Raw genomic sequence first — 26,982 nt, 5'->3', positions numbered from 1 at the left:
AAATAAAAAGTCGTTGATGATGTGAACCCTTAAATCGAAACAACTATTTATTTTCTAGGAGGTAAAGTTTCCGATATTCTTTCGGAGCTTTACCTCCTAGTTTTGTTTTAATTCTATAATTATTATAATATTTAATCCATTTTTTCATCGCTTTAATTAATGAAGACTTTGTTTCATAATGATTACTCATAATTTCTATTTTCATGATATGAAAGAATGATTCCATTTGTGCATTATCTAGACATGTCCCTTTACGGGACATGGATTGAAAGATGTGATTATTCTTTAATAATTTTTGCCATTTATTATTTTGATACTGAAAGCCTTGATCACTATGGACGGTGGTTCTATAGCTTAATTTTGGTAATTTTTTAATCAATTCTTTCATTGGCTTAATAGTAAAGTCGACATTTGGATGTTCGCTAATGGAAAAATTTAATATTTCATCAGAAAATAGATCCATAATTGGTGATAAATAAACCCTGTGATTTATATCTTGATTACCATATCTAAATTCACTGACGTCAGTTGTTAATTTTTGATAAGGACGATCAGTTTTAAATTTTCTATGAATCCTATTTTTGGCTATATGTCCAACTTGTCCAATATAAGAATTATATTTTCTTCTTTTTTTGTTATATTGATTGGTCGTTAAATTTAATGTTTTCATTATCCTTAATACTTTTTTATGATTAACAACTACGTTGTTATTTCTTAAAGCTAAGGTTAAACGGCGATACCCATAATTAGGATTAAAATGCTTTATTTTAGTGATCATCTTTTTTAAGTTATCATCTTTATCATCTTCTTTGAAATGTCGATAATAATAACTTCTACTTATACCGATACTTTTTAAAATGAATGATATAGAAAATCTTTTAAAGAAAGTAATCAATTTCTTTATGTGATCCATAGTAGATCCACATTCTTGTTTTATTTGTTCATAACGATAATTGATTAGATAATAATTAACTTTTTCTCTTAATGACTTGTTAGGTGATTTAATTTTAGTTTTATTTGATTTCATTTTTTTAGGGCCACGATTAGTGTATAATCCAGTTAGGCCTTTAGTCTCCAATCTTCGCTCCCAAGCAAAGATGGTACTTGGGGCTGATATGTTGAAGAAAAGTGCTGTTTCTGGATACGAACTGTGGTTAGTGTGCATCCAATGCAGCACTTTTCGTTTATAATATCCAGAATATACTTTGATTGGGTGCCTGACAATTAATCCTTTAATGCCGAAGGCATTATACATATGAATCCAATTTAAAATAGTTGTTCTGCTTTTAATATTATATTTTTTAGCAAGACTAGTAGAACCAATTCCTGCTGAAAAATATTCTTTAACTATTTTTTTCTTTAACTCAAAACTAAATTTTGTCATACAAAAACCCCTAAAGTGTTGTTTCACTTTAGGGGTTCACTTCATGATAATATCAGCGACTTTTTTGTTTATAGAATTTCTTTTAACCAATCATTTGCTAAATCAAACCATTTAGCTACATGTGAATTATTAGCATCATCTTTCCAAGCAGTTACATAATTAGCTAAAGCCATCCCATGAGGACCATGATGGAAAATGTGTAACTCATTATCAATATTGTGTTGATTTAATTCTAGTGAATAGTTTAGTGAATTAGTAACGGGAACTGCAGGATCATCAGCAGTATGCCAAATGAAAGTAGGCACATTTGTATCGGTTACATGTTCAGCAGCATTTAATTCACACTTATCATCAATCCAATTATTAACTCTTTTCTTATCGTCTGGAAAGCCAAGGGTTAGATCAGTAACGGGATAATTTAAAATGACGGCATTTGGTTTTAAAATGTTAGAATCATTAATTGAAACTTTATCCATTAGCCACTTACTATCATAAAAATCATTATATAGACTAGCAATCTGACCACCAATTGAAAAACCAGAGATAACGATTCGGTCCGGATCAATATTCCACTTTTGCGCATTTTTTCTGATTAGCTTAATTGTATTAGCTAGTTCAATCAATGGATTAGGTAACAAAGGCTTAGCTTCTTGTTCAAATGTATATCTTAGAAAGAAACTTTGGTATCCTTTAGCAGAGTAGTTTAATGCAATGCTTTCTGCTTGAACCATTGGAATGTGGGTATAAGATCCGCCGGGGATGATTACAATCGCTGGATGTTTGAAATTATTAGTTTCAACATCAGCGGGTCTAAGGTACCCTTGCATAAAGGCACTTGAATTTTTACGAACAGATTCTTTTAATATTTGCATATTTACACCTCAAATATATAATTTATATATACTATTCTAACGCAAGAAAGGCGTGAATGTCTGTTGAAAAATATAAAAGCGGATTTAGGCGACATTACGATTAATACTTTAAATCCCAAAGATTTTAATAATTATTGGGAAATGTTAGCAAATAGTGAACTTGCTAAAAAGACTGGCTTTGAACCAGTACTAGATGAAAAAAAGGCCAAAATGCTTTTTCAATCTGAAAACCAAGATAATATTACAGTTGCGATTAGAATTACTAAGTCTATGAAATTAATTGGAATTATTAACTTATTTCCAGAAATTGGTGAAAATTTTGAACCAGTATATAATAACCTAGAATTAGGGTACTTTATTAACGTTAATTATCAACAACATGGGTATATGACCAAAGCATTATCGAAAACATTGAGTTTAATCGATGGTAATACATTGATTGAAGCGACAATTGAAAAAGAAAATTTACCTTCAATGAAGGTTTTACAAAAATTAAACTTTGAAGAAATTGATCATTATGATGGATATAGAACTTTTTCATTAAAAATATAATAGTTATTGTCTAATTAAGCTTAATGTTATATAATGACCTAGTAAATCTAAGAAGAGGCGCAAATGACATTATTAACGGGTTCTAGTCAATAAAGTGATTAAAAAGAACTTGTGAAAGGGGATTTTGCCGAAATTTATAATTACTTTATTAATTATGAGTTGGGGCTCAGTTGAATAAGCTGAGGACTGTCGTAGTTTTCTACGGAGTGCTTTCTAGGATCAATAATTAAAGCTTTGTTAATTACGGATCTCTTCTTTGATGGGGAGATCTTTTTTAGTTATTTTTCTGATGGCACCTCTTAGAATCATAAGAGAGGATGACATATTTATGAGTGATAACTCACAGGATAAAGGGGTAAAGAGACGTCTAAAGACTAGACACGTCTCAATGATTGCCCTTGGTGGTTCAATTGGAACCGGATTGTTCGTTGCATCAGGATCAGTTATTAGTCAGGCTGGACCTGGTGGGGCATTAGTCGCATATTTCTTAATGGGATTAATGGTTTACTTTTTAATGACTAGTTTAGGAGAAATGGCCACTAATACACCTGTTTCTGGTTCATTCTCCGTTTATGCAGCTAAGTACGTTGATCCGGCTTTAGGATTTGCGATGGGATGGAACTATTGGTTTAATTGGGCCATTACAGTCGCCGTTGATATTAGTACGGCTGCATTGGTAATGAAATTCTGGTTGCCCAATATACCAAGTTGGATCTTTAGTGCGATTACTTTAGCATTGATTTTATTAATTAATGCATTATCGGTTAAAGCCTTTGGTGAAACTGAATTTTGGATGTCATTGATTAAAGTTATTACCATTTTTGTATTCCTAGGTGTTGGGGTTCTAACTATCTTTGGAATCATGGGTGGTCATACTGTTGGCTTATCTAATTTTCACTACAAGCAAGCACCATTTGTTGGTGGAATTCCAATGATTTTAGCAGTCTTTGTGGTTGCTGGATTTTCATTCCAAGGAACTGAGTTAGTTGGAATTACGGCTGGTGAAGCTGATAATCCTAGTAAGGCTGTTCCTCGTGCAATTAAAGATGTATTTTGGCGCATTATTTTATTTTATATTTTAGCTATTTTTGTGATTGGTGCAATTATTCCATATACTAGTCCTGACTTATTAGGATCTAGTGCTAGTGACGTTGCAATTAGTCCATTTACCATTGTTTTCAAACGTGCTGGTTTAGCAGCTGCAGCATCTATTATGAATGCAGTAATTTTAACTTCGGTTATTTCATCTGCTAATTCTGGTATGTATGCATCAACTAGAATGTTGTATTCAATGTCACATGAAGGCTATGCACCTAAAATTATGGGGAAAACCAATAAAAGAGGAATTCCTTACATGGCTTTAGGAGCTACTACGATTGTTTCATTATTAACTTTTATTAGTAGTATTGCAGGTCCACAAATTTACGTTTGGTTAGTAGCAGCATCAGGCTTAACTGGATTTATTGCTTGGGTTGGAATTGCACTTTCTCACTTTAGGTTCAGACGTGCATTTATCAAGCAAGGCCATAGTTTAAATGAGTTGAAATACCATGCCACTTGGTTCCCAACTGGTCCAGTAATTACATTATTTATTTGTATTTTGGTAATTTGTGGTCAAGATATTTCTTCTTTCGTCAACTTTAATTGGGAACAAATTGGAATTACTTATATTTCAGTTCCATTAGTTTTGATTTTATATTTTGCTTACAAATGGAAAAATCATACAAAAATTATTCCTTTAGATAAGGTTGATGTTTCACCAACTGATTTAAGAGATAAAGAATAGAATCAATGAGATGCTTTGAATTTAAAAGCATCTTTTTTATTGTTGTAAAATAATTAATGTAACTTATTTAAATATGTATTAGAATATAAATATTATTGATTTATTGAAGGAGAATTGCATGCTAGTACTAGCAGGAACTATTGGAGCTGGAAAGACTTCGTTAACAAAGCTTTTATCGCAACATTTAAATTCAACTGGTTACTATGAATCAGTCGATGATAATGAAATTTTACCTTTGTTTTATAAGGATCCTAAAAAATATGCTTTCTTATTACAAATTTATTTTTTGAATACACGTTTTGATAATATTGAAAAAGCTCAAGATGAAAAATTAAGTGTTATGGATCGCTCTATTTATGAAGATTCACTAATGTTTAGGCTAAATGCTGATATGAAGCGTGCCACTCAAACTGAATCTGATATTTATGATTCATTATTGTCTAACATGATGGAAGAAATACCTGACTCAACATTTCAAAAAAATCCTGATTTATTAATTCACATTAGTATCTCTTTTGATACGATGTTAAAACGAATAAAAAAACGTGGTCGTAGTTTTGAACAAGTTGCAAAAGATCCTAGTTTGTATAATTACTACAAAGACTTAAATGAGCGTTATGAAGATTGGTATAAAAACTATGACCAATCACCCAAGTTGCAAATCAACGGTGATAAGTATGATTTCATGGAAAATGAAAATGACTTGAAAGCAGTTATTAAGCAAGTTGATGATAAGTTAGTAGAATTAAACTTAAAATAGTTGATTATCTAAATTAGATGTAATATTATTAATTTATAGAGTTAAACGCGAAGTATGTTTATTAAGTAGACATTAAGAGATGTGATGGTTGGTGAGAATCACAAGTCGAAAATTCCGACATACGTAAAAGTGGGTAGGTAATGCTACACGGTAAATGGCCGTTATCATTGTACGAGTGTTTAGTTAATTTTTGACTAAGAACTTGGGTGGTACCGCGAAAAGAAGGTCTTCGTCCCAATGGATGAGGCCTTCTTTTTTATTATCCATTGGGAGGTTATTATTATGTTAGATATGAAAATGATTAGACAAAATCCTGATTTTATTAAGGATAAGTTAGCTACTAGAGGTATTAAAGCTGAAACAATTGATAAATTAATTGGTTATGACGAAAAACGCCGTGATTTAATTCTTAAGAGCGAAACTTTAAAAGCTGATAAAAATAAGGCATCTAAAAAAATTGCTGAAGCAAAACGTAACAAAGAAGATGCAACTGATGCAATTAATGAAATGAAACAAGTTGGTTCTGATATCAAACAATTAGATGCTGATTTGGAAAAAGTAGAAAAAGACCAACAAGATTTGGCAGCTCATTTACCAAATATTCCTGCAGATGACGTTCCAGTTAGTTTAACTGAAGAGGGTGCTGTTGAATTACGTAAAATTGGGAAAACTCGTGATTTCAACTTCGAACCCAAACATCATTGGGACATTGGTGAAAAATTAGGAATTTTAGATTTTGATGCTAGTGCTAAAGTTGCTGGTAGTCGTTTTGTTTACTATATGGGTGCTGGTGCTAAGCTAGAACGTGCTGTTTATAATTTCTACTTAGATCAAAATGATAAAGCAGGTTATAAAGAAGTATTGCCACCATACATGGTAAATTCAGCCTCAATGTATGGAACTGGTCAATTTCCTAAGTTCTTAGAAAATAAAGCTGGATTCGAAATTGCTGACAGTGATTTGACAATGATTCCAACAGCAGAAGTGCCATTGGTTAATTACTATCGCGATGAAGTTATTCCAACCGAAAAATTACCAGTTAAGTTTACTGCTTTAACACCTGCATTCAGATCAGAAGCTGGTAGTGCTGGTCGTGATACTCGTGGATTAATTCGTTTACACCAATTTAATAAGGTTGAAATGGTACAATTCACTAAGCCAGAAGATTCATGGGATGCGTTAGAAAGTATCACTGAACATGCTGAATCATTACTTAAATTATTAAAGATTCCATACCATGTAATTACTTTAACTACTAGTGATATGAGTTTTACTGCTGCAATGACTCATGATTTGGAAGTATGGATGCCTGCACAAGGTCGCTATCGTGAAATTTCAAGTTGCTCAAATACAACTGACTTCCAAGCTAGAAGATCTCATATCCAATACCGTGATGAAAATGGTAAATTACAATATGTTCATACATTAAATGGATCAGGACTTGCTGTTGGTAGAACAGTTGCTGCTATTTTGGAGAATTATCAAAATGAAGACGGAACTGTTGATATTCCAGAAGTATTACAACCATATATGCATGGTATGAAGAAGATTACAAAAGAAGACTAATTATTATTTTAAATTTGAGACAATCTCGATGATTGTCTCTTTTTTATAAAAAATTTAAAAATAGGGTAGACAAATGGTCTGATTTTAGATATACTATTTTTTGTTGAGTTTTTGAGATATGCAAAAATATAATTTAAAAAAGTTATTGACTTTCTAAAACTTAAGTGATATTATTAAATAGTTGTCTTGTTAAGACAATTTATCGGAAAGACCTTATGGAGGATTAGCTCAGTTGGGAGAGCATCTGCCTTACAAGCAGGAGGTCACAGGTTCGAGCCCTGTATCCTCCATTGAGCCGTTAGCTCAGCCGGTAGAGCATCTGACTTTTAATCAGAGGGTCGGCAGTTCGAACCTGCCACGGCTCATTACAATTTAAAAAAGCAACTTGCGGGCGTGGCGGAACTGGCAGACGCGCTAGATTTAGGTTCTAGTTTCTATATGGAAGTGGGGGTTCGAATCCCTTCGCCCGCATTATGCACAGCATATACTGCCGACTTAGCTCAGTTGGCTAGAGCGCTTCACTAGTAATGAAGAGGTCGGGTGTTCGAATCATCTAGTCGGCATATGCGGAAGTAGTTCAGTGGTAGAACATCACCTTGCCATGGTGGGGGTCGCGAGTTCGAATCTCGTCTTCCGCTTTTTATATTGTAAAATGCCTGCCGGGGTGGCGGAATTGGCAGACGCACAGGACTTAAAATCCTGCGGTTAGTAATAACCGTACCGGTTCGATCCCGGTCCTCGGCATTTAATTGAATATATTATTTTGCACCCATAGCGCAACTGGATAGAGTGTCTGACTACGAATCAGAAGGTTGTAGGTTCGAGTCCTACTGGGTGCATTTTTTTATTTCGGGAAGTAGCTCAGCTTGGTAGAGCACCTGGTTTGGGACCAGGGGGTCGCAGGTTCGAATCCTGTCTTCCCGATAATCTTTTATAATGAGAAAATAATTTGACTAATTCTTACTTTTATATGAAAGTGGAGATGTAGTTGAGTTGTTTTCTCATTTTTTGTATATGAATAATTCAAAATACTTTTAATTTGAATCATAACTCCGTATAATAAAAGTCAATATTAGTCAAAGATGGGACGGTTATTTATATGCAAGGTAAAAATCTTTCTGATATTATTGAAGCGTATTTAAAGAAGATATTGGCCGACGATGAAAAAGTAGAAATTAGCCGGTCTGACATTGCCAACCTTTTCGATGTTGTTCCATCTCAAATTAACTATGTTATAAAAACTAGATTTACCATTCAAAATGGTTATACTGTTGAAAGTAAACGTGGCGGTGGTGGATATATAAGAATTGAAAAGGTTAAGTTGCTTGAAAATTTAGATATTTTAGATACACTGATTACTGCAATCGGTGATAGTATATCTCAGCGTGAAGGTAAGGCCGTAATTGGCACTTTACTTGCGAATGAACTGATTACTGATAATGAAGCAGAATTATTGATTTCTGCTACTAATAAGCATACTTTATCCATTGGCAATAAAGTTTTTGAAAATAAAATTAGAGCTAAAATTATGATCTCAATATTGAATGATTTGAGATATAAAAGCTAGAAAGTGGGGCTATTTCATGGATAACATTTTTACTCCAAGTGCAAAGAACGTTTTAATTTTAGCACAAGAACAGGCGAAAACTTTTGGACACCAAGCTGTTGGTACTGAACATTTGTTACTAGCTTTAACAATTGAAAAAAATGGTATTGCTTATTCAGCACTACAACAATGTGGTATTTCTGAAGATGATATTAAAGGTGAAATTGAACTTATGATTGGCTATGGTAATTTTAAGGATCCAGATAAGAATACTTACTTACCATATTCTCCAAAGTCACAAAGTATTTTGACAATGTCTGGACAATTAGCTAAAAAGTACGGTTCTATTAAAATTGGAACTGAACACTTATTATTAGCATTGCTTGATACTCCTGATGTTTTATCAAGTAAGGTATTGGGGAGTATGAACTCTGGTGATAGTTCAATTTCTAATATAAAAACGGTATTATTACGCAAGATGGGTGTTTCTGGTAATAATAACAATACTAAACACATTCCATTTCCAGGTTCTAGAGAATCTCGAAAGAAAGTTGGGACACCCACACTTGATTCTTTAGCTACTGATTTGACTAAACAAGCTAATGAGGGCTTGATTGATCCTACAATTGGCCGCGATGGCGTTATTAAACGAGTTATTCAAGTCCTTAGTCGTCGTACTAAAAATAATCCAGTATTATTAGGTGAAGCTGGAGTTGGTAAAACAGCTGTAGTTGAAGGGCTAGCTCGTAAAATGGTTAAGAAAGAAGTTCCAGAAGATATCTCTAATAAGCGTTTAATGATGCTTGAAATGGGAACTTTAGTTGCTGGAACTAAGTATCGTGGTGAGTTTGAAAAACGTTTAATGAAAATCATTCAAGAAATTAAAGATGATGGGCATGTTATTCTATTTATTGACGAATTGCATACTTTAATGGGCGCCGGTGGTGCTGAAGGTGCGATTGATGCTTCTAATATTTTGAAGCCAGCGTTAGCTCGTGGTGAAATTCAAACTATTGGTGCAACTACCTTAAACGAATATCAAAAGCATATTGAAAAAGATGGCGCTTTAGCAAGACGTTTTGAAACAGTTGATGTTCCTGAACCAACTAAGTCAGAAACTAAACAAATTTTGAAAGGGATTCGTGCTAAGTACGAAGACCATCATCAAGTAAATATCACTGATGATGCAATTGATAAAGCTGTTGAATTATCAACTAGATATATTAGTGATAGATTTTTACCAGATAAGGCTATTGATTTAATTGATGAATCTGCTGCAATGGTAAGAATTGATAATTTAGATGATTCTGATAAGCTATCTGAAAAAGAAGCTAAATTAAATGAATATAAAAACCAAATGGAAGCATTAATTGAAGAGCAAAAATTTGAAGATGCAGTTGCTGTTCGTGAAAAAGAGCAGGCACTTCGTTTAGAAATTGAATCTGACGTTTCTAAATTAGAGGCTAAACAACAACAAACTAAGCAAAATCGTGATTACAAGTTAAAAGATACTGGTGAAGATGTTGCTAAGATTGTTTCAGAATGGACTGGGGTTCCAGTTACCAAGATGAAAAAATCGGATGCTAACCGTTTAGTTAACTTAGAAAATATTTTGCATAAAAAAATCATTGGTCAAGATGAAGCTGTATCTGCTGTTTCTCGTGCAATTAGAAGAGCACGTAGTGGACTAAAAAATCCAAATCGTCCAATTGGATCATTTATCTTCTTAGGACCTACTGGTGTCGGTAAAACTGAATTGGCAAAAGATTTAGCTGAAGAAATGTTTGGCTCTAAGGATGATATTATTAGAATTGATATGTCTGAATATATGGAAAAAACTTCAACTAGTCGAATGGTTGGTTCTGCTCCTGGTTATGTTGGTTACGATGAAGGTGGTCAATTAACTGAAAAGGTTAGAAGACATCCTTACTCAGTAGTTTTATTTGATGAAGTTGAAAAAGCTCATCCAGATGTATTTAATCTATTGTTACAAGTTTTAGATGATGGTTATTTAACTGATGCTAAGGGTCGTCATGTTGACTTTAGAAATACAGTTCTTATTATGACTTCTAACTTGGGTGCAACATCTCTTCGTGATAAAACCACTGTTGGTTTTGGTGCCGAGTCTGAAGACCAAGAAGAAAATCAATATAAGGCTATGTCTGCAACTATTAAAGCTCAAATGAAGAAGTTCTTTAGACCAGAATTCTTAAATCGGATTGATGAAACAATTATTTTCCATGAACTTAATAAGAAACAAGTTCAAGAAATTGTTAAGCTAATGACTGCTGACTTACTTGATCGTGTTAGAGCACAAGGAATTAACGTTAAAATGACACCTAGTTCTGTTGATTTAATTGCTGATAAAGGATTTAATCCGGAATTTGGTGCTCGTCCAATTAGAAGAACAATTCAAGCTGAAGTTGAAGATAAACTTTCAGAAGGAATGCTATCTGGAGAAATTAAACCAGGTGATAATATTAGCATTGGTGCTTCTAAAGGTAAGATTAGTATTACTAAAAAAAACGCTGATAATAAAAATGCGGTAAAAATATAATACAAAAAGAGGGAATTTTTCCTCTTTTTTTGTATAACTATTGACTTTGTTTTTTTAAAAGTATACTATACTATATATGTAACTACGAAGTTAAATGTGTGCTGGCGATCTATTGTCCGTCGAGCACGCTTATAATTAACCAAAAATAAGTTTATTTGATTTACTTATTTTGGTTTTTTTTTGCCCATTTTTAGTAAAAATAAGCAAAAAAAGTTAATTGTAATGAAAATGTAATATAATCCTTCGTAGAATATTTTGGAGAGGTGAAGAACTTGGCAGGACATTTAGTTAAATATGGTAAACACCGTATTCGAAGAAGTTACTCTCAAATCAAGGAAGTTCTTGATTTACCTAATTTAATTGAAATTCAAACTGATTCATACAAATGGTTTTTAGATGAAGGTTTGCGTGAAATGTTTAATGGCATTATGCCAATTGACGATTTTCAAGGAAAACTTTCATTAGAATTTGTTGATTACCAACTATTAGAACCTAAGTATACTGTTTCTGAAGCACGAGATCATGAGGCAAACTACTCTGCTCCGCTTCATATTACTTTAAAATTGACCAATCATGAAACTGGTGAAATTAAAACTCAAGATGTATTCTTTGGTGATTTCCCACTTATGACTGATCAAGGAACATTTATCATTAATGGTGCTGAACGTGTTATCGTTTCACAATTAGTACGTTCACCAGGAGTCTTTTTCCATGAAGAAAAAGCCAAAAATGGTCGTCTCTCATACGGGACTACTGTAATTCCTAACCGTGGTGCATGGATGGAATTTGAAACAGATGCTAAGAATCTTTCATATGTACGTATTGATAGAACTAGAAAGTTACCTATCACTGAACTAGTACGTGCTTTAGGATTCGGTTCTGATGATGAAATTACTCAAATTTTAGGTAGTAATGACAGTCTATCACTTACATTGGAAAAAGATGTTCATAAAGATACTGAAGATTCTCGTGTTGAAGAATCATTAAAAGATATCTATGAACGTTTACGTCCAGGTGAACCTAAGACTGCAGACTCTTCTCGTAGTTTACTAACAACTAGATTCTTTGATCACAAGCGTTATGATATGGCTCCAGTAGGACGTTACAAAACTAATAACAAGCTAAGTTTAAAGACTCGTTTATTAGGTTTAACTCTTGCTGAAACTTTAGCAGATCCTGATACTGGTGAAATTATTGCTAACAAGGGAACAGTCATAGATAAAAATGTTATGAAGACTCTAAGTTCATACTTGGATCGTGAAGACTTTAAAGCTTATACATTCAATCCTTCAGAGCAATCAGTTGTTCCTGAACCAATGACTGTACAAATCATTAAGGTTCAATCAGAAACTGATCCAGACCATGTTGTTAATGTAATTGGTAATGACAATATTCCATTAGACTATCAACACATTACTCCTGCCGATATTGTTTCTTCAATTAACTACTTCTTCAATCTACAAGAAGGAATTGGTGAACCAGATGATATCGATCACTTGGGTAATCGTCGTATTCGTTCAGTTGGTGAATTATTACAAAATCAATTTAGAATTGGTTTAGCACGAATGGAACGTGTTGTACGTGAACGTATGTCTATTCAAGATACTAGTACCGTTACGCCACAACAATTAATTAACATTCGTCCAGTTGTAGCATCTATCAAAGAATTTTTTGGTTCTTCACAACTATCTCAATTCATGGATCAAACCAACCCATTAGGTGAATTAACTCATAAACGTCGTCTATCTGCATTGGGACCTGGTGGTTTAACTAGAGACCGTGCTGGATATGAAGTTCGTGATGTTCACTACACTCACTATGGCCGTATTTGTCCAATTGAAACACCTGAAGGTCCTAATATTGGTTTGATTAACTCACTTTCAAGCTATGCTAAGATCAATAAATATGGATTTATTGAAACTCCATATCGTCGTGTTTCATGGGATACTCATAAGGTTACTGATAAGATTGATTACTTATCAGCAGATGAAGAAGATAACTTTGTGGTTGCACAAGCTAACTCTCCATTAGATGAAGACGGTTCATTTTCAAATGATATCGTTATGGCTAGATATAAGTCCAACAATATTGAAACTAAAATTGAAAACGTCGATTACATGGATGTTTCACCTAAGCAAGTAGTTTCAGTTGCGACTGCATGTATTCCTTTCTTGGAAAATGATGATTCTAACCGTGCTTTAATGGGTGCTAATATGCAACGCCAAGCAGTTCCTTTGGTTAATCCACATGCTCCATTAGTTGGAACTGGAATTGAATACAAAGCTGCTCATGATTCTGGAGTTGCCTTAATTTGTAAACATCCAGGTAATGTTGAATATGTTGATGCTGAAGAAGTTCGTGTTCGTCGTGAAGATGGGACATTAGACACTTACAAATTGATGAAATTCCAACGTTCCAATGGTGGTAAAAACTACAACCAACGTCCAATTGTTCGTGCAAATGATCATGTTGATGCTGATGAAATTCTAGCTGATGGTCCTTCAATGGAAAATGGAGAATTAGCACTAGGACAAAATCCAGTTGTTGCATTTATGACTTGGCAAGGTTATAACTTCGAAGATGCCATCGGTATCTCAGAAAGATTAGTTCGTGATGATGTATATACTTCAATTCATATTGAAGAATACGAATCAGAAACTAGAGATACTAAACTTGGGCCTGAAGAAATGACTAGAGAAATTCCTAACGTTGGTGAAGATTCATTAAAGGATCTTAACGAAGAAGGAACTATTCGTGTTGGTGCTGAAGTTCATGATGGTGATATTTTAGTTGGTAAAGTAACTCCTAAGGGTGTAACTGAGTTATCAGCCGAAGAAAGATTACTACATGCCATTTTTGGTGAAAAATCACGTGAAGTTCGTGATACTTCATTACGAGTACCTCACGGTGGTGGCGGTATTGTTCAAGATGTAAAAGTATTTACTAGAAAAAATGGTGATGAACTATCTCCAGGTGTAAATAAGATGGTTCGTGTATACATTGCTCAAAAACGTAAAATTCAAGTAGGGGACAAGATGTCTGGTCGTCATGGTAACAAAGGTACCGTATCTATTGTTATCCCTGAAGAAGATATGCCTTACTTACCAGATGGAACTCCCGTAGATATTTTATTGAGTCCTATGGGTGTGCCTTCCCGTATGAATATTGGACAAGTTCTTGAATTGCATTTAGGTATGGCAGCAAGAAAATTAGGTATTCATGTAAGTACTCCTGTTTTCGATGGTGCTCGTGACACTGATATTTGGGGGGCTGTTAAAGAAGCTGGAATGGCTTCAGATGGTAAATCAATCGTTTATGATGGACGTACTGGTGAACCATTTGATAAACGTGTTGCTGTTGGTGTAATGCACTACTTGAAACTTGCTCACATGGTTGATGACAAGATTCATGCCCGTGCTATTGGACCATATTCACTAGTTACTCAACAACCACTTGGTGGTAAAGCACAATTTGGTGGACAACGTTTTGGTGAAATGGAAGTTTGGGCTCTTGAAGCTTACGGTGCTGCTTATACATTGCAAGAAATCTTAACTTATAAATCTGATGATGTTGTTGGACGTGTTAAGACTTATGAAGCAATTGTTAAAGGTGAACCAATTCCTAAGCCAGGTGTTCCTGAATCATTCCGTGTTCTAGTTAAAGAATTACAAGCATTAGGATTAGATATGAAAGTTCTTGATTCAGATGACAAAGAAATCGAACTTCGTGACTTAGATGGCGAAGATGATGAAGTTGTTAATGTTGATGCTTTAAGTAAGCTTGCTGAAAAACAAAAGGCTGAACAACAAGAACAAGAAAATGCTAAAGCTGACAAAACAAATACCAACACTAAGGAATAAAGAAAGGGGACTATCCATTGGTCGATGTAAATAAATTTTCAAGCATGCAAATCGGTTTAGCATCTTCTGACAAGATTCGTAGTTGGTCATTTGGTGAAGTTAAAAAACCAGAAACCATTAACTATAGAACTCTAAAACCAGAAAAAGATGGTTTATTCGATGAAAGAATTTTCGGTCCAACTAAAGACTGGGAATGTGCTTGTGGTAAATATAAACGTATTAGATATAAGGGTATCGTTTGTGATCGCTGTGGAGTTGAAGTTACTCGTTCAAAAGTACGTCGTGAACGTATGGGACACATTGAATTAGCTGCTCCAGTTACTCATATTTGGTACTTTAAAGGTATTCCAAGTCGTATGGGACTTATTTTAGATATGAGTCCTCGTGCATTGGAAGAAATTATCTACTTTGCATCATACGTTGTTACTGATCCTGGTGATACACCACTAGAAAATAAACAACTTATGTCAGAACAAGACTATCGTCAAAAGAAACAAGAATATGGTAACCGTTTTGAAGGTAAGATTGGTGCTGAAGCTATAAGAACCTTACTTAACAATGTTGATGTTAAGAAAGAAGTTGCTGAATTAAAAGACCAATTAAAGAAAGCTACCGGTCAAAAACGTGTTCGTGCTGTTAGAAGACTAGATATTCTTGAATCATTCGTTCAATCAGGTAATGATTTAACTTGGATGATTATGGAAGCAATTCCAGTTGTTCCACCTGACTTAAGACCTATGGTTCAACTTGAAGGTGGCCGTTTTGCGACTTCTGATTTGAACGATTTATATCGTCGTGTTATTAACCGTAATAACCGTTTGAAGCGATTATTAGATTTACATGCTCCTGGTATCATCGTTCAAAATGAAAAACGTATGCTACAAGAAGCTGTTGATGCTTTGATTGATAATGGTCGTCGTGGTCGTCCAGTTGCCGGACCAGGTAATAGACCTTTGAAGTCACTTTCACATATGCTAAAAGGTAAGCAAGGTCGTTTCAGACAAAACTTACTTGGTAAACGTGTTGACTATTCTGGTCGTTCAGTTATTGATGTTGGACCATTCTTGAAATTTAACCAAATGGGACTACCAGTTCCAATGGCACTTGAATTATTCAAGCCATTTGTTATGAAAGAACTAGTTTCTAGAGAAATTGCATCAAATATTAAATCAGCTAAACGTCAAATTGAACGTAAAGATGAAGAAGTTTTTGATGTATTAGAAGATGTTATTAAAGAACATCCAGTTCTATTAAACCGTGCACCTACTCTTCATAGACTTGGAATTCAAGCTTTCGAGCCAGTTTTAGTTTCAGGTAAAGCAATGCGTCTTCATCCATTAGCTTGTGAAGCTTACAATGCCGATTTTGATGGGGACCAAATGGCTATTCATGTTCCTTTATCTGATGAAGCTCAAGCTGAATCAAGACTATTGATGTTAGCTGCTACTCATATTTTGGCACCTCGTGATGGTAATCCAATTGTTACACCATCTCAAGATATGGTTATTGGTAACTACTATTTAACTATGGAAGAAGCTGGACGTGAAGGTGAAGGTATGATCTTCAATACTCCAGAAGAAGCTAAGTTATCATATCAAAGTGGTTTGACTCATTGGCATACTCGTGTTGGAATTGCTGCTAAGTCAATGCCAAATAAACCATTTACAGATGAACAAAGAGACAAAATTTTAGTTACTACTATCGGTAAGATTATTTTTAATGGTATTCTTCCAAGTTCATTTACTTACCTAAATGAACCTACAGATACTAATTTACATGGTCATTTATCTGACAAGTTCTTCTTAGAACCTGGTGAAGATATTCATGAACATTTAAAGAATGCTCCAATTAATGGATCATTCAAAAAAGGTTTCTTATCAGATATTATTGCTGAAGTTTACAAGCAATATAAAGTAACTGAAACTTCACATTTATTAGATAAGATTAAAGATTTAGGTTACAATGAATCAACTAAATCAGGCTTAACTGTTGGAATAACTGACGTTACTGATTTAAAAGAAAAGCCTGAAATTATTACTGAATCTCATAAAAAAGTTGATAATGTTACTAAACAATTCCGTCGTGGTTTGATTACTGATCATGAACGTTATGAAAGAGTTATTGGTATCTGGAGTGATGCTAAGGATGACATTCAAAATAAATTGATGGAGAGTTTTGATCCTCAAAACCCTATCTTTATGATGAGTGATTCTGGTGCTCGTGGTAACATTTCAAACTTTACTCAACTTGCTGGTATGCGTGGATTGATGGCCGCTCCTAATGGTGAAATCATGGAATTACCTATTACTGCTAACTTCCGTGAAGGATTATCTGTTTTGGAAATGTTTATTTCTACCCACGGTGCTCGTAAAGGTATGACCGATACTGCTTTGAAGACTGCCAACTCAGGTTACTTAACTCGTCGTTTAGTTGATGTTGCTCAAGATGTTATTATTCGTGAAGAAGATTGTGGTACTGATCGTGGTGTTATTGTTACTGCCTTGAAACAAGGTAATGAAATGATCGAACCTCTTTACGATAGAATTCTTGGTCGTTACGCAATGAAGACTATTAAGAATCCTGAAACAGGCGAAGTTATTGTTAAACATAACCAAATGATTAATGAACCTGAGGCTCAAGCTATTATGGATGCCGATATTAAAGAAGTTGAAATTCGTTCAGCATTTACTTGTAATACTGTTCACGGGGTTTGTGAAAAATGTTATGGTCGTAACTTGGCAACCGGTTCTCCTGTAGAAGTTGGAGAAGCTGTTGGTACAGTTGCTGCCCAATCAATTGGTGAACCTGGTACTCAGTTAACTATGAGAAACTTCCATACCGGTGGTGTTGCTGGTAATGCTGATATTACTCAAGGACTTCCTCGTGTTCAAGAAATTTTTGAAGCTAGAAATCCTAAAGGTAAAGCAGAAATTTCTGAAGTTACAGGTACAGTTGACTTAATTGAAGAAAACCCTGCTGAAAGAGTTAAAGAAGTAACTATTAAAGGTGATTCTGATACTAGAACTTACAAAGTTCCAATCAATGCACGTATGAATGTTGTTGAAGGTGACTTCATTCGCCGTGGTGGAGCAATTAATGAAGGTTCTATCGATCCTAAAGAATTAATTAAAGTTCGCGATTCATTATCAACTGAAGTTTACTTGCTAAGTGAAGTTCAAAAGACTTACCGTATGCAAGGGGTGGAAGTTAGTGATAAGCATGCCGAAATCATGGTTCGTCAAATGCTACGTAAAGTAAGAATCATGGATGCTGGTGATACTGATGTTCTTCCTGGAACATTAATGGATATCGATGACTTTAAGAATGCTAATGCAGATGCAGTTATCTCTGGTAAAATTCCAGCTACATCACGTCCGGTAATCTTAGGAATTACTAAAGCCGCTCTAGAAACTAACAGTTTCTTATCAGCTGCTTCATTCCAAGAAACTACTCGTGTATTGACTGATGCTGCTATTCGTGGTAAGAACGATCCATTAGTTGGTCTAAAGGAAAATGTTATTATTGGTAAGTTAATTCCTGCTGGTACTGGTATGAAGACTTATGGTCGTATTGAACCAGAAGTTGAAGGTAAGGCAAAGGATAATAGTTCAGAAGATGTTTATTCAATTAGTGAAATTGATGAACGTATGAATCCTGAAGATGTAAATAATAAATAGTGTTTAAAAAAATAGCAATCACTAATATGTGATTGCTATTTTTGTATACATATAGATATTATGATACCTGCAAAAATAAATGGCACAAAAGGGAGCTTATTTTCTTTGTTTTTAAAATATACAAAAAATATTAGACATAAAGAAGATGATATTAAGACAATATTAATTAATGTATTTACATCAAAAACTATCGCACATATACAAATAATATCAATATCTGCACTTCCAATAAATTTTCCATACCTATTTAAAATGGTCAAAACTAAATAAATAGAAAAAATAATTAATATTTTGAATAAATCATAATTAATTGTAATTGCAATTACTAATAAAATAATAATTGCATACAATGAAACATACTTTTTATGAAAATCCTGTAATGAAAGAAAAATTAAACATAAAATGAATGGGACATAAATTAAACTGTTAGTTTTCAAATAAAAAAGAACGTTAATTAATATGGATAGTATTTCAATCATAAAAAATGAAATACTAATTTTTCTTTTACATTCCCGGCATTTTCCCATTAAAAATATATAACTAACAATGGGAATTAAATCAAACCACTGTAAAGTGTAATTACAATAATCACAGTGTGATCTTGGATAAATAATTGATTCATTACGGTTAGTTCGGCATTCAGCTAGTGCAATAAATGATCCCAAGATTGCACTGAATAATATTAAAATAAATATTTGAATTTTATCATCTCCTACAAGATAAATATACGTAAATAAAATATATTAAATTGCATTGACCAGATTTTTATTGCGTGTTAATATTATTAAGTGCTTAATCATTCGGTGAGATTCATCATAAAAAGAACCACCTGGATGTGTGGACTTATATAATATAAAAAATTTTCGGAAGGAGGAATTTTTAGATGCCTACTATTAATCAATTAGTACGTAAAGGTCGTCATTCTAGAAGTTCTAAATCAAAAGCCCCAGCTTTAAACCATGGGTATAACAGTTACAAGAAGAAGCAAACCAACAATCCTGCTCCTCAAAAACGTGGAGTAGCAACTCGTGTTGGTACTATGACTCCAAAGAAGCCTAACTCAGCTTTACGTAAGTATGCTCGTGTTAGATTATCAAACTTAATTGAAGTTACTGCTTACATTCCTGGTGTTGGTCATAATCTTCAAGAACATAGTGTTGTTTTAATTCGTGGTGGTCGTGTTAAGGATTTACCTGGTGTTCGTTATCATATCGTCCGTGGTGCATTAGATACTGCTGGTGTTACTGATCGTCGTCAAGGTCGTTCAAAATACGGTACTAAGAAACCTAAAGAATAAATTTTATAAGCTATAATACAAGGAGGATTTTTTAATGCCAAGAAAAGGAAATGTTCAACAACGTGAAGTTCTTCCTGATCCAATTTATAACTCAAAAATGGTTGCTAGTTTAATCAATCGTTTGATGTTAGATGGTAAAAAGGGAACTGCTACAGAAATTTTATATGGTGCATTTGACCTTATTAAGAAAGAAACTGGAAACGAAGCAGTTGATGTATTCGAAGAAGCTATGAAAAACGTTATGCCTGTACTAGAAGTTAAGGCTCGTCGTGTTGGTGGATCAAACTACCAAGTTCCTATCGAAGTACGTCCTGATCGTCGTGTTACATTAGGTTTACGTTGGATTGTAAACTACGCACGTCTACGTGGTGAACACACTATGGTTGAACGTCTAGGACGCGAAATCATTGATGCTTCTAACAATACAGGTGCTTCAGTTAAGAAACGTGAAGACACTCATAAGATGGCAGAAGCTAACCGTGCATTTGCTCACTACCGTTGGTAATATAAATTTGTACTTAATGTACAATTAATTAGTGGCTAATGGTATTAGCCACTTTTTTAAAAAAGTGAATTATTTGAGAGGAGAAACATTTTAATGGCTAACAACAAACGTGAATTCCCATTAGAAAAAACACGTAATATTGGTATCACTGCTCATATTGATGCTGGTAAAACAACTGCTACTGAACGTATTTTGTACTATACTGGTAGAATCCACAAAATTGGTGAAACTCATGATGGTGCTTCACAAATGGATTGGATGGTACAAGAACAAGAACGTGGTATTACTATCACTTCTGCTGCTACTACTGCTCAATGGAAAGACTACCGTATCAATATTATTGATACTCCAGGACACGTTGACTTTACTGCCGAAGTTGAACGTTCATTACGTGTTCTAGATGGTTCCATTACTATTCTTGATGCTGCCGCTGGTGTTGAACCACAAACAGAAACTGTTTGGCGTCAAGCTTCAGAATATAATGTTCCTCGTATTGTTTTTGCTAACAAGATGGATAAGTTAGGTGCTGACTTTGCTGCATCAGTTCAATCATTACATGATCGTTTAGATGCTAATGCACATGCTATCCAAATTCCTATTGGTAAAGAAGATACATTTGAAGGTGTTATCGATTTAATCGATATGAAAGCTGATATTTATGATGAAGATAAGTTAGGTGCAAAGTGGGATACTGTTGATGTTCCTGATGAATATAAAGATGCAGCTAATAAAGCTCGTCAATCATTAATTGAAGCCGTTGCTGATATCGATGATGATGTTATGGACAAATACCTTGAAGGTGAAGAAATTTCAAATGATGAAATTAAGGCTGCTATCCGTAAGGGTACATTAAACCTTGAATTCTTCCCAGTTCTAGCTGGTTCAGCATTTAAGAATAAGGGTATCCAAATGTTAATGGATGCTGTTCTTGAATACTTACCATCACCATTAGATGTACGTCCTTATAAGGCTACTGACCCTGAAAGTGGAGAAGATGTTGAACTTAAAGCTGATGATAGTAAACCATTTGCTTCATTAGCATTTAAAGTTGCAACTGATCCATATGTTGGTCGTTTAACTTATATTCGTGTATACCAAGGTACTCTTGAAGCTGGTTCATACGTTCTTAATGCAACTAAGGATAAACGTGAACGTGTTGGTCGTTTGCTACAAATGCATTCAAACCATAGAAAAGAAATTCCTGAAGTATTCTCTGGTGATATTGCTGCTGCTATTGGTTTGAAGAACACTACTACTGGTGATTCTTTAACTGATCAAAAGCATCCATTACACCTTGAATCAATGGTATTCCCAGACCCAGTTATTAGTGTTTCTGTTGAACCTAAGACTAAGGCCGACCAAGATAAGATGGATATTGCTTTACAAAAACTTGCTGAAGAAGATCCAACTTTCAAGGCTGAAACTAACCCTGAAACTGGTGAAACAATTATCGCTGGTATGGGTGAACTTCACCTAAATATCATTATTGATCGTATGAAACGTGAATTTAATGTGGAAGCTACTATTGGTGAACCACAAGTTGCTTACAGAGAAGCATTTACTAAGCCAACTAAGGCACAAGGTAAATTTATTCGTCAATCTGGTGGTAAAGGTCAATATGGTGATGTTTGGATTGAATTCACTCCAAATGAAACTGGTAAAGGTTTCGAATTTGAAAATGCCATTGTTGGTGGGGTTGTTCCTCGTGAATTTATTCCTGCTGTAGAACAAGGTCTAAAAGAATCAATGGATAATGGGGTTCTTGCTGGTTATCCATTAATTGATGTTAAGGCTAAGTTATTTGATGGTAGTTATCATGATGTCGATTCATCTGAAGCTGCATTTAAGGTTGCTGCATCAATTGCGCTTAAGAATGCTGCTAAGAGCGCTGGTCCAGTTATTTTAGAACCAATTATGAAAGTAGACATTGTTATCCCTGAAGAATACATGGGTGATGTTATGGGACAAGTTACTTCTCGTCGTGGTAGTGTTGAAGGTATGGAAGTTAGAAATAAGGCACAACTTATTCATGCATTTGTTCCATTATCAGAAATGTTTGGTTATGCTACTACTTTACGTTCAGCTTCACAAGGTAGAGGTACTTTCTCAATGACATTTGATCACTATTCAGCTGTTCCTAAGGCTATTCAAGAAGAAATTATTGAAAAAAATGGTGCTGAAAAATAATTTTAAAAAAGTGTTGAATTTATTCAACACTTTTTTTATTATATAGATAATGTATTTATGTGAAGAAATATCGAAAAGGACTTGAACTTTTGCGATATTTTTTGTATTATATAGAGGTACCTGTTTGAGGGACATCTATGTTCTTATACAGTTATCTAATTCAGGCTTTGATGTGTAAGGTTGCGACACACCCGGCCGCTTTGCCATGATAGGGCGTGGCGGTAATTTACACGGAGCTAGTCTTATTTTTAAATAAAGGCGAGGAGGGAAAACAATGGCAAAACAAAAAATTCGTATTCGTTTAAAGGCATATGAACACCGTACTTTAGACCAATCAGCTGAAAAGATTGTGGCTACTGCGCAAAGAACTGGTGCCAACATTTCTGGTCCAATTCCATTGCCAACAGATAGAACTGTTTATACTGTTCTAGCTTCACCACATAAATTTAAGAAGTCACGTGAACAATTTGAAATGTTAACTCACAAACGTTTAATTGACATCTTAAACCCAACACCAAAAACTGTTGATTCATTAATGAAACTTGATTTACCAAGTGGTGTTGATATCGAAATCAAACTATAATTAAAAATTACAATATATCGGAGGTGTACTCATGACCAAAAAAGGAATCTTAGGTAAAAAAGTCGGAATGACTCAAGTTTTCACTGAAAATGGTGAATTAATTCCAGTTACTGCTGTTGATGTAACTCCAAACGTTGTGTTACAAACAAAGACAACTGAAACTGATGGATACAATGCTATTCAACTTGGTTATGCTGACAAACGTGATGTTTTAAGTAACAAACCAGAAAAGGGTCATGTAGCAAAAGCAAATACAAATCCTAAGCGCTTCATTAAAGAAATCAGAAATGTTGAGCTTAGCGATTACAATGTATCAGATGAAGTTAAGGCAGACATTTTTGAAGCCGGTGACATCGTAGATGTAACAGGAATTACAAAAGGTCATGGTTACCAAGGTAACATTCATAAAGATGGTCAAGCTAGAGGACCAGAAACTCACGGTTCTAGATATCACCGTCGTCCAGGTTCACTTGGTGTTATTATTAACCGTGTTACAAAAGGTATGGAATTACCTGGTAGAATGGGTAATAACCAAGTTACTATTCAAAATCTAGAAGTTGTAAAGGCTGATGTTGACAACAACGTAATCTTAATCAAAGGTAACGTTCCTGGTGCTAACAAATCATTCTTAACAATTAAATCTGCAGCTCGCGGATCACAAAAATAAGAAAGGAGGAACCATAAATGACAAGCGTAGCATTATACAAAAAAGATGGTAGTAAAAATGGTAACGTTGATTTAAACGATGACATTTTTGCTATTGAACAAAATGACAGTGTTGTATTTGACGTTGTAACTATGCAAAGAGCATCTTTACGTCAAGGAACACATGCTGTAAAAAATAGACATGCCGTTAGTGGTGGTGGTAAAAAGCCATGGCGTCAAAAGGGTACTGGACGTGCTCGTCAAGGTTCAATCCGTTCACCACAATTTCGTGGAGGTGGAATCGTCTTCGGACCTACTCCACGTTCATACGGTTACCATTTACCTAAAAAGGTTAATCGTTTAGCTATTAAATCTGTTTTATCAGAAAAAGTTGCTAATGATAACTTTGTAGTGGTAGATTCATTAGATTTTGATGCTCCTAAAACTAAGGAATTTTCAGAATCATTAAATAAATTAAACGCTTCAGCTAAGACATTAGTAGTTTTGGAAGAAGACAATAAGAATGCTGCTTTATCAGCTCGTAACATTAGCAACGTTGAAGTTATTAGTGCTAAGAGTTTAAACACTTTAAGTGTTGTTAACAGTGGCAAAGTTGTCATCACAAAGGCTGCTCTTTCTCAAGTAGAGGAGGTGCTCGCATAATGGAAGCACGTGATATTATTCTACGTCCCGTAATTACTGAACAATCAACAGCAATGATGGACGATAAAAAATACACTTTTGATGTTGACTTACGAGCAACTAAAACACAAGTGAAAAATGCTGTTCAAGACATCTTTGATGTTAAGGTATTAAATGTTAATATTATGAATCTTAAAGGTAAATTGAAACGCCAAGGTCGTTACGAAGGTTACACTAAGAAACGTCGTAAAGCTATCGTTACCTTATCAAGTGATTCAAAAGAAATTAAATTATTTAGCGATAAATAAAATAATAAATATAGGAGGGAAATACCGTGGCTATTAAAACATATAAAGCAACCACCAATGGTCGTCGTAATATGACTAGCCTTGATTATGGTGTTATTACTACATCAAATCCAGAAAAGTCATTATTAGCTGCTAAGTCACATACTGCAGGTCGTAACAATTATGGCCATATGACTGTTCGTCATCGTGGTGGTGGTAATAAAAATCAATACCGTATTATTGATTTTAAACGTAACCATGATGATATTGATGGTACTGTAAAGACCATTGAATATGACCCAAACCGTACTGCTAATATCGCATTAGTTGTATATTCTGATGGTATTAAGACATACATTCTTGCACCTAAAGGATTAAAGGTTGGCGATAAAGTTCAATCTGGAGAAAATGCTGATATTAAAGTTGGTAACTCTTTACCACTTAACAACATTCCAGTTGGTACAACAATTCATAATATTGAATTAAAACCTGGTAAGGGTGGACAATTAGTTCGTTCTGCTGGTACTTCAGCTCAATTATTAGGTAAGGAAGGAAAATACGCATTAGTTAGATTAGCTTCTGGCGAAGTTCGTATGATTCTTTCAGTTAACCGTGCAACCATCGGAAGTATGGGTAACGAAGAACATTCATTAGTAAATGTTGGTAAAGCTGGTCGTAACCGTTACAAGGGACAACGTCCACATGTTCGTGGTTCTGTAATGAACCCTAACGATCATCCTCATGGTGGTGGTGAAGGTAAAGCTCCAGTTGGTTACCCATCACCATTATCACCATGGCATAAGAAAACTAATGGTAAGAAGACTCGTAAGAGAAAAGCTCGTTCAAACAAGTTTATCGTACGTCGTCGTAAGGGATCAAAAATGTAATAACTGATATATACATTAATGTATATATTTTCCTATAATGTTATTAAAGAGGAGGTTTCATAATGGGTCGTAGTTTGAAAAAGGGACCTTTTGCCGATAAGCATCTTTTAAAGAAAATCGATGCTCAAAAAGACCAAGAAAAGAAAGACGTAATCAAAACATGGTCACGTCGTTCAACAATTTTCCCTAGTTTTATTGGTTATACTATCGCTGTATATGATGGAAGAAAGAATGTTCCAGTATATGTACAAGAAGATATGGTAGGCCATAAGTTAGGTGAATTTGTACCAACACGTACTTTCCATGGACATGGAAATGGCGATGACAAGAAAACTGTCTAAACAAGGAGGATAACAAATGGCTGAACAAGTTACATCAGCACAAGCTACTGCTAGAACTGTTCGTATTGCCGCTCGTAAGGTTCGCCTTGTAGTTGATCTTATTAGAGGTAAAAGCGTTTCAGAAGCCGCTGCAATTTTGAAGTTCACTCCAAGAAGTGCTTCACCAGTTGTTTCTAAAGTTTTGATGTCAGCTGTAGCAAATGCAGAAAATAATTTTGATTTAGATCGTGAAGACTTGGTAGTAAGCGAAGTTTTTGTTAACGAAGGACCAACTTTAAAACGTTTCCGTCCTCGTGCTAAAGGTTCTGCTTCTCCAATTAATAAACGTACTAGTCATATAACTGTAGTAGTTTCAGAAAAATAAGGAGGGATTAAGCCGTGGGTCAAAAAATAAATCCTACCGGATTACGTGTCGGAATTATTCGTGATTGGGACGCAAAATGGTATGCTGAAAGAGCAGACTTTGCTACTGATTTAAATGAAGACTTGAAAATCCGTGAATATATTAGTAAGAGACTTGCTGATGCTTCCGTATCAAGAGTTGTAATTGAACGTGCTGCAAAACGTGTAAATATTTCAATTCATACTGCTAAACCAGGAATGGTTATCGGTAAAGGTGGATCAGAAGTAGAAAATCTTCGTAAAGAATTGAACACTTTAACAGGTAAACGTGTTCATATTAACATTATTGAAATTAAGAAACCTGATTTAGATGCTAAGTTAGTTGGTGAAAACATTGCCCGTCAACTAGAAGGCCGTGTAGCTTTCCGTCGTGCAATGCGCCAAGGTATGCAACGTGCAAGTAGATCTGGTGCTAAGGGTGTTAAAACTCAAGTTTCTGGTCGTCTAAATGGTGCCGATATGTCACGTGTTGAATCATATGCTGAAGGTACTGTTCCATTGCATACATTAAGAGCAGACATTGACTATTCATGGGAAGAAGCTCACACTACTTATGGTTCAATTGGTGTAAAAACTTGGATTTATCGTGGAGAAATTCTACCAGAATTAGCTAATGATAAGAAAGATAATAAAGGAGGGAAATAAA

Annotated in this window: 22 protein-coding genes, 8 tRNA genes and 1 riboswitch; of the genes, 27 read left to right on the top strand and 3 right to left on the bottom strand. The window is 34.6% G+C overall.

The genetic code is table 11. The features are described from left to right. Positions 1–43: 43 nt before the first annotated feature. Together MOO46_RS03615 and MOO46_RS03610 are read right to left on the bottom strand one after the other, a co-directional pair. Complete coding sequence (locus MOO46_RS03615) at positions 44–1,384, bottom strand: IS3 family transposase (protein WP_249510559.1); 1,341 nt, start codon at positions 1,382–1,384, stop codon at positions 44–46. 68 nt (positions 1,385–1,452) lie between these two features. Beyond that, entirely contained in the window at positions 1,453–2,256 is an 804-nt protein-coding gene (locus tag MOO46_RS03610; RefSeq protein WP_249511613.1) for an alpha/beta hydrolase, read from the bottom strand. Between the two features lie 63 nt (positions 2,257–2,319). Here MOO46_RS03610 and MOO46_RS03605 point away from each other — a divergent pair, with 63 nt between their 5' ends. The 16 genes from MOO46_RS03605 (at position 2,320) to rpoC (ending at position 18,560) form a co-directional block, all read left to right on the top strand. Continuing rightward, positions 2,320–2,808 (top strand): GNAT family N-acetyltransferase, encoded by a 489-nt coding sequence (locus MOO46_RS03605; RefSeq protein WP_249511612.1) that lies wholly within the window; start codon positions 2,320–2,322, stop codon positions 2,806–2,808. Between the two features lie 44 nt (positions 2,809–2,852). Next, positions 2,853–3,028, top strand: a riboswitch (Lysine riboswitch). 108 nt (positions 3,029–3,136) lie between these two features. Then, positions 3,137–4,594, top strand: coding sequence for an amino acid permease (locus tag MOO46_RS03600; protein WP_249511611.1), 1,458 nt, complete (start codon positions 3,137–3,139; stop codon positions 4,592–4,594). A 118-nt stretch (positions 4,595–4,712) separates the two neighbouring features. After that, positions 4,713–5,354: a deoxynucleoside kinase gene (locus tag MOO46_RS03595; RefSeq protein WP_249511610.1), complete on the top strand. Its 642-nt coding sequence runs from the start codon at positions 4,713–4,715 to the stop codon at positions 5,352–5,354. Positions 5,355–5,636: 282 nt separating this feature from the next. Continuing rightward, positions 5,637–6,920, top strand: coding sequence for a serine--tRNA ligase (gene serS, locus MOO46_RS03590; protein WP_249511609.1), 1,284 nt, complete (start codon positions 5,637–5,639; stop codon positions 6,918–6,920). Positions 6,921–7,137: 217 nt separating this feature from the next. Then, a tRNA-Val gene (locus MOO46_RS03585) sits at positions 7,138–7,210 on the top strand. Positions 7,211–7,212: 2 nt separating this feature from the next. Next, positions 7,213–7,285: transfer RNA gene (locus MOO46_RS03580), tRNA-Lys, on the top strand. A 22-nt stretch (positions 7,286–7,307) separates the two neighbouring features. After that, positions 7,308–7,391, top strand: a tRNA-Leu gene (locus MOO46_RS03575). Positions 7,392–7,409: 18 nt separating this feature from the next. Further along, positions 7,410–7,483, top strand: a tRNA-Thr gene (locus MOO46_RS03570). A gap of 3 nt (positions 7,484–7,486) precedes the next feature. Beyond that, positions 7,487–7,558, top strand: a tRNA-Gly gene (locus tag MOO46_RS03565). Positions 7,559–7,578: 20 nt separating this feature from the next. Beyond that, positions 7,579–7,664: transfer RNA gene (locus tag MOO46_RS03560), tRNA-Leu, on the top strand. Between the two features lie 21 nt (positions 7,665–7,685). Continuing rightward, positions 7,686–7,759, top strand: a tRNA-Arg gene (locus MOO46_RS03555). 11 nt (positions 7,760–7,770) lie between these two features. After that, positions 7,771–7,844 (top strand) — tRNA-Pro (locus MOO46_RS03550). Positions 7,845–8,019: 175 nt separating this feature from the next. Further along, positions 8,020–8,487 carry a CtsR family transcriptional regulator gene (locus MOO46_RS03545; RefSeq protein WP_249511608.1) on the top strand — a complete coding sequence of 156 codons (468 nt, stop codon included), beginning with the start codon at positions 8,020–8,022 and terminating at the stop codon, positions 8,485–8,487. A gap of 16 nt (positions 8,488–8,503) precedes the next feature. Further along, positions 8,504–11,023 carry an ATP-dependent Clp protease ATP-binding subunit gene (locus tag MOO46_RS03540; protein WP_249511607.1) on the top strand — a complete coding sequence of 840 codons (2,520 nt, stop codon included), beginning with the start codon at positions 8,504–8,506 and terminating at the stop codon, positions 11,021–11,023. Between the two features lie 263 nt (positions 11,024–11,286). Continuing rightward, positions 11,287–14,883, top strand: coding sequence for a DNA-directed RNA polymerase subunit beta (rpoB, locus tag MOO46_RS03535; protein ID WP_249511606.1), 3,597 nt, complete (start codon positions 11,287–11,289; stop codon positions 14,881–14,883). Positions 14,884–14,900: 17 nt separating this feature from the next. Beyond that, positions 14,901–18,560, top strand: coding sequence for a DNA-directed RNA polymerase subunit beta' (gene rpoC / locus MOO46_RS03530; protein ID WP_249511605.1), 3,660 nt, complete (start codon positions 14,901–14,903; stop codon positions 18,558–18,560). Positions 18,561–18,595: 35 nt separating this feature from the next. On the opposite strand, the gene MOO46_RS07940 is transcribed toward rpoC, so the two are convergent. Further along, positions 18,596–19,228, bottom strand: coding sequence for a prepilin peptidase (locus tag MOO46_RS07940; protein WP_396121417.1), 633 nt, complete (start codon positions 19,226–19,228; stop codon positions 18,596–18,598). A gap of 215 nt (positions 19,229–19,443) precedes the next feature. On the opposite strand from MOO46_RS07940, the gene rpsL reads away from it, so the two are divergent. The 11 genes from rpsL (at position 19,444) to rpsC (ending at position 26,981) form a co-directional block, all read left to right on the top strand. After that, positions 19,444–19,857 carry a 30S ribosomal protein S12 gene (rpsL, locus tag MOO46_RS03525; protein WP_249511604.1) on the top strand — a complete coding sequence of 138 codons (414 nt, stop codon included), beginning with the start codon at positions 19,444–19,446 and terminating at the stop codon, positions 19,855–19,857. Between the two features lie 34 nt (positions 19,858–19,891). After that, entirely contained in the window at positions 19,892–20,362 is a 471-nt protein-coding gene (rpsG, locus tag MOO46_RS03520) for a 30S ribosomal protein S7 (protein WP_249511603.1), read from the top strand. Between the two features lie 93 nt (positions 20,363–20,455). Further along, positions 20,456–22,549: an elongation factor G gene (fusA, locus tag MOO46_RS03515; RefSeq protein WP_249511602.1), complete on the top strand. Its 2,094-nt coding sequence runs from the start codon at positions 20,456–20,458 to the stop codon at positions 22,547–22,549. A gap of 274 nt (positions 22,550–22,823) precedes the next feature. Next, positions 22,824–23,132 carry a 30S ribosomal protein S10 gene (rpsJ, locus tag MOO46_RS03510; protein WP_105956381.1) on the top strand — a complete coding sequence of 103 codons (309 nt, stop codon included), beginning with the start codon at positions 22,824–22,826 and terminating at the stop codon, positions 23,130–23,132. A gap of 31 nt (positions 23,133–23,163) precedes the next feature. Further along, on the top strand, positions 23,164–23,799 hold the full coding sequence (gene rplC, locus MOO46_RS03505) for a 50S ribosomal protein L3 (RefSeq protein WP_249511601.1): 636 nt from the start codon (positions 23,164–23,166) through the stop codon (positions 23,797–23,799). Positions 23,800–23,816: 17 nt separating this feature from the next. After that, the gene (gene rplD, locus MOO46_RS03500) at positions 23,817–24,440 is read left to right on the top strand and encodes a 50S ribosomal protein L4 (RefSeq protein ID WP_249511600.1); all 624 of its coding nucleotides are present in this window, start codon (positions 23,817–23,819) and stop codon (positions 24,438–24,440) included. Then, the gene (gene rplW, locus MOO46_RS03495) at positions 24,440–24,727 is read left to right on the top strand and encodes a 50S ribosomal protein L23 (RefSeq protein WP_249511599.1); all 288 of its coding nucleotides are present in this window, start codon (positions 24,440–24,442) and stop codon (positions 24,725–24,727) included. Before rplD ends, rplW begins: the two co-directional genes overlap by 1 nt. Positions 24,728–24,753: 26 nt before the next feature. After that, positions 24,754–25,593, top strand: a complete 840-nt coding sequence (gene rplB / locus MOO46_RS03490; protein ID WP_249511598.1) for a 50S ribosomal protein L2 — start codon at positions 24,754–24,756, stop codon at positions 25,591–25,593. Positions 25,594–25,655: 62 nt separating this feature from the next. Further along, on the top strand, positions 25,656–25,934 hold the full coding sequence (gene rpsS / locus MOO46_RS03485; protein ID WP_249511597.1) for a 30S ribosomal protein S19: 279 nt from the start codon (positions 25,656–25,658) through the stop codon (positions 25,932–25,934). Positions 25,935–25,950: 16 nt separating this feature from the next. Then, positions 25,951–26,298: a 50S ribosomal protein L22 gene (gene rplV, locus MOO46_RS03480; RefSeq protein ID WP_249511596.1), complete on the top strand. Its 348-nt coding sequence runs from the start codon at positions 25,951–25,953 to the stop codon at positions 26,296–26,298. A 14-nt stretch (positions 26,299–26,312) separates the two neighbouring features. After that, entirely contained in the window at positions 26,313–26,981 is a 669-nt protein-coding gene (gene rpsC, locus MOO46_RS03475; RefSeq protein ID WP_249511595.1) for a 30S ribosomal protein S3, read from the top strand. The last annotated feature ends 1 nt before the right edge of the window (position 26,982 follow it).

The organism is Apilactobacillus apisilvae (assembly GCF_023380225.1).
Lineage (GTDB): Bacteria > Bacillota > Bacilli > Lactobacillales > Lactobacillaceae > Apilactobacillus > Apilactobacillus apisilvae.
Note: the sequence above shows the minus strand (reverse complement) of the source record. Positions and strands in the feature narration are given on the sequence as shown.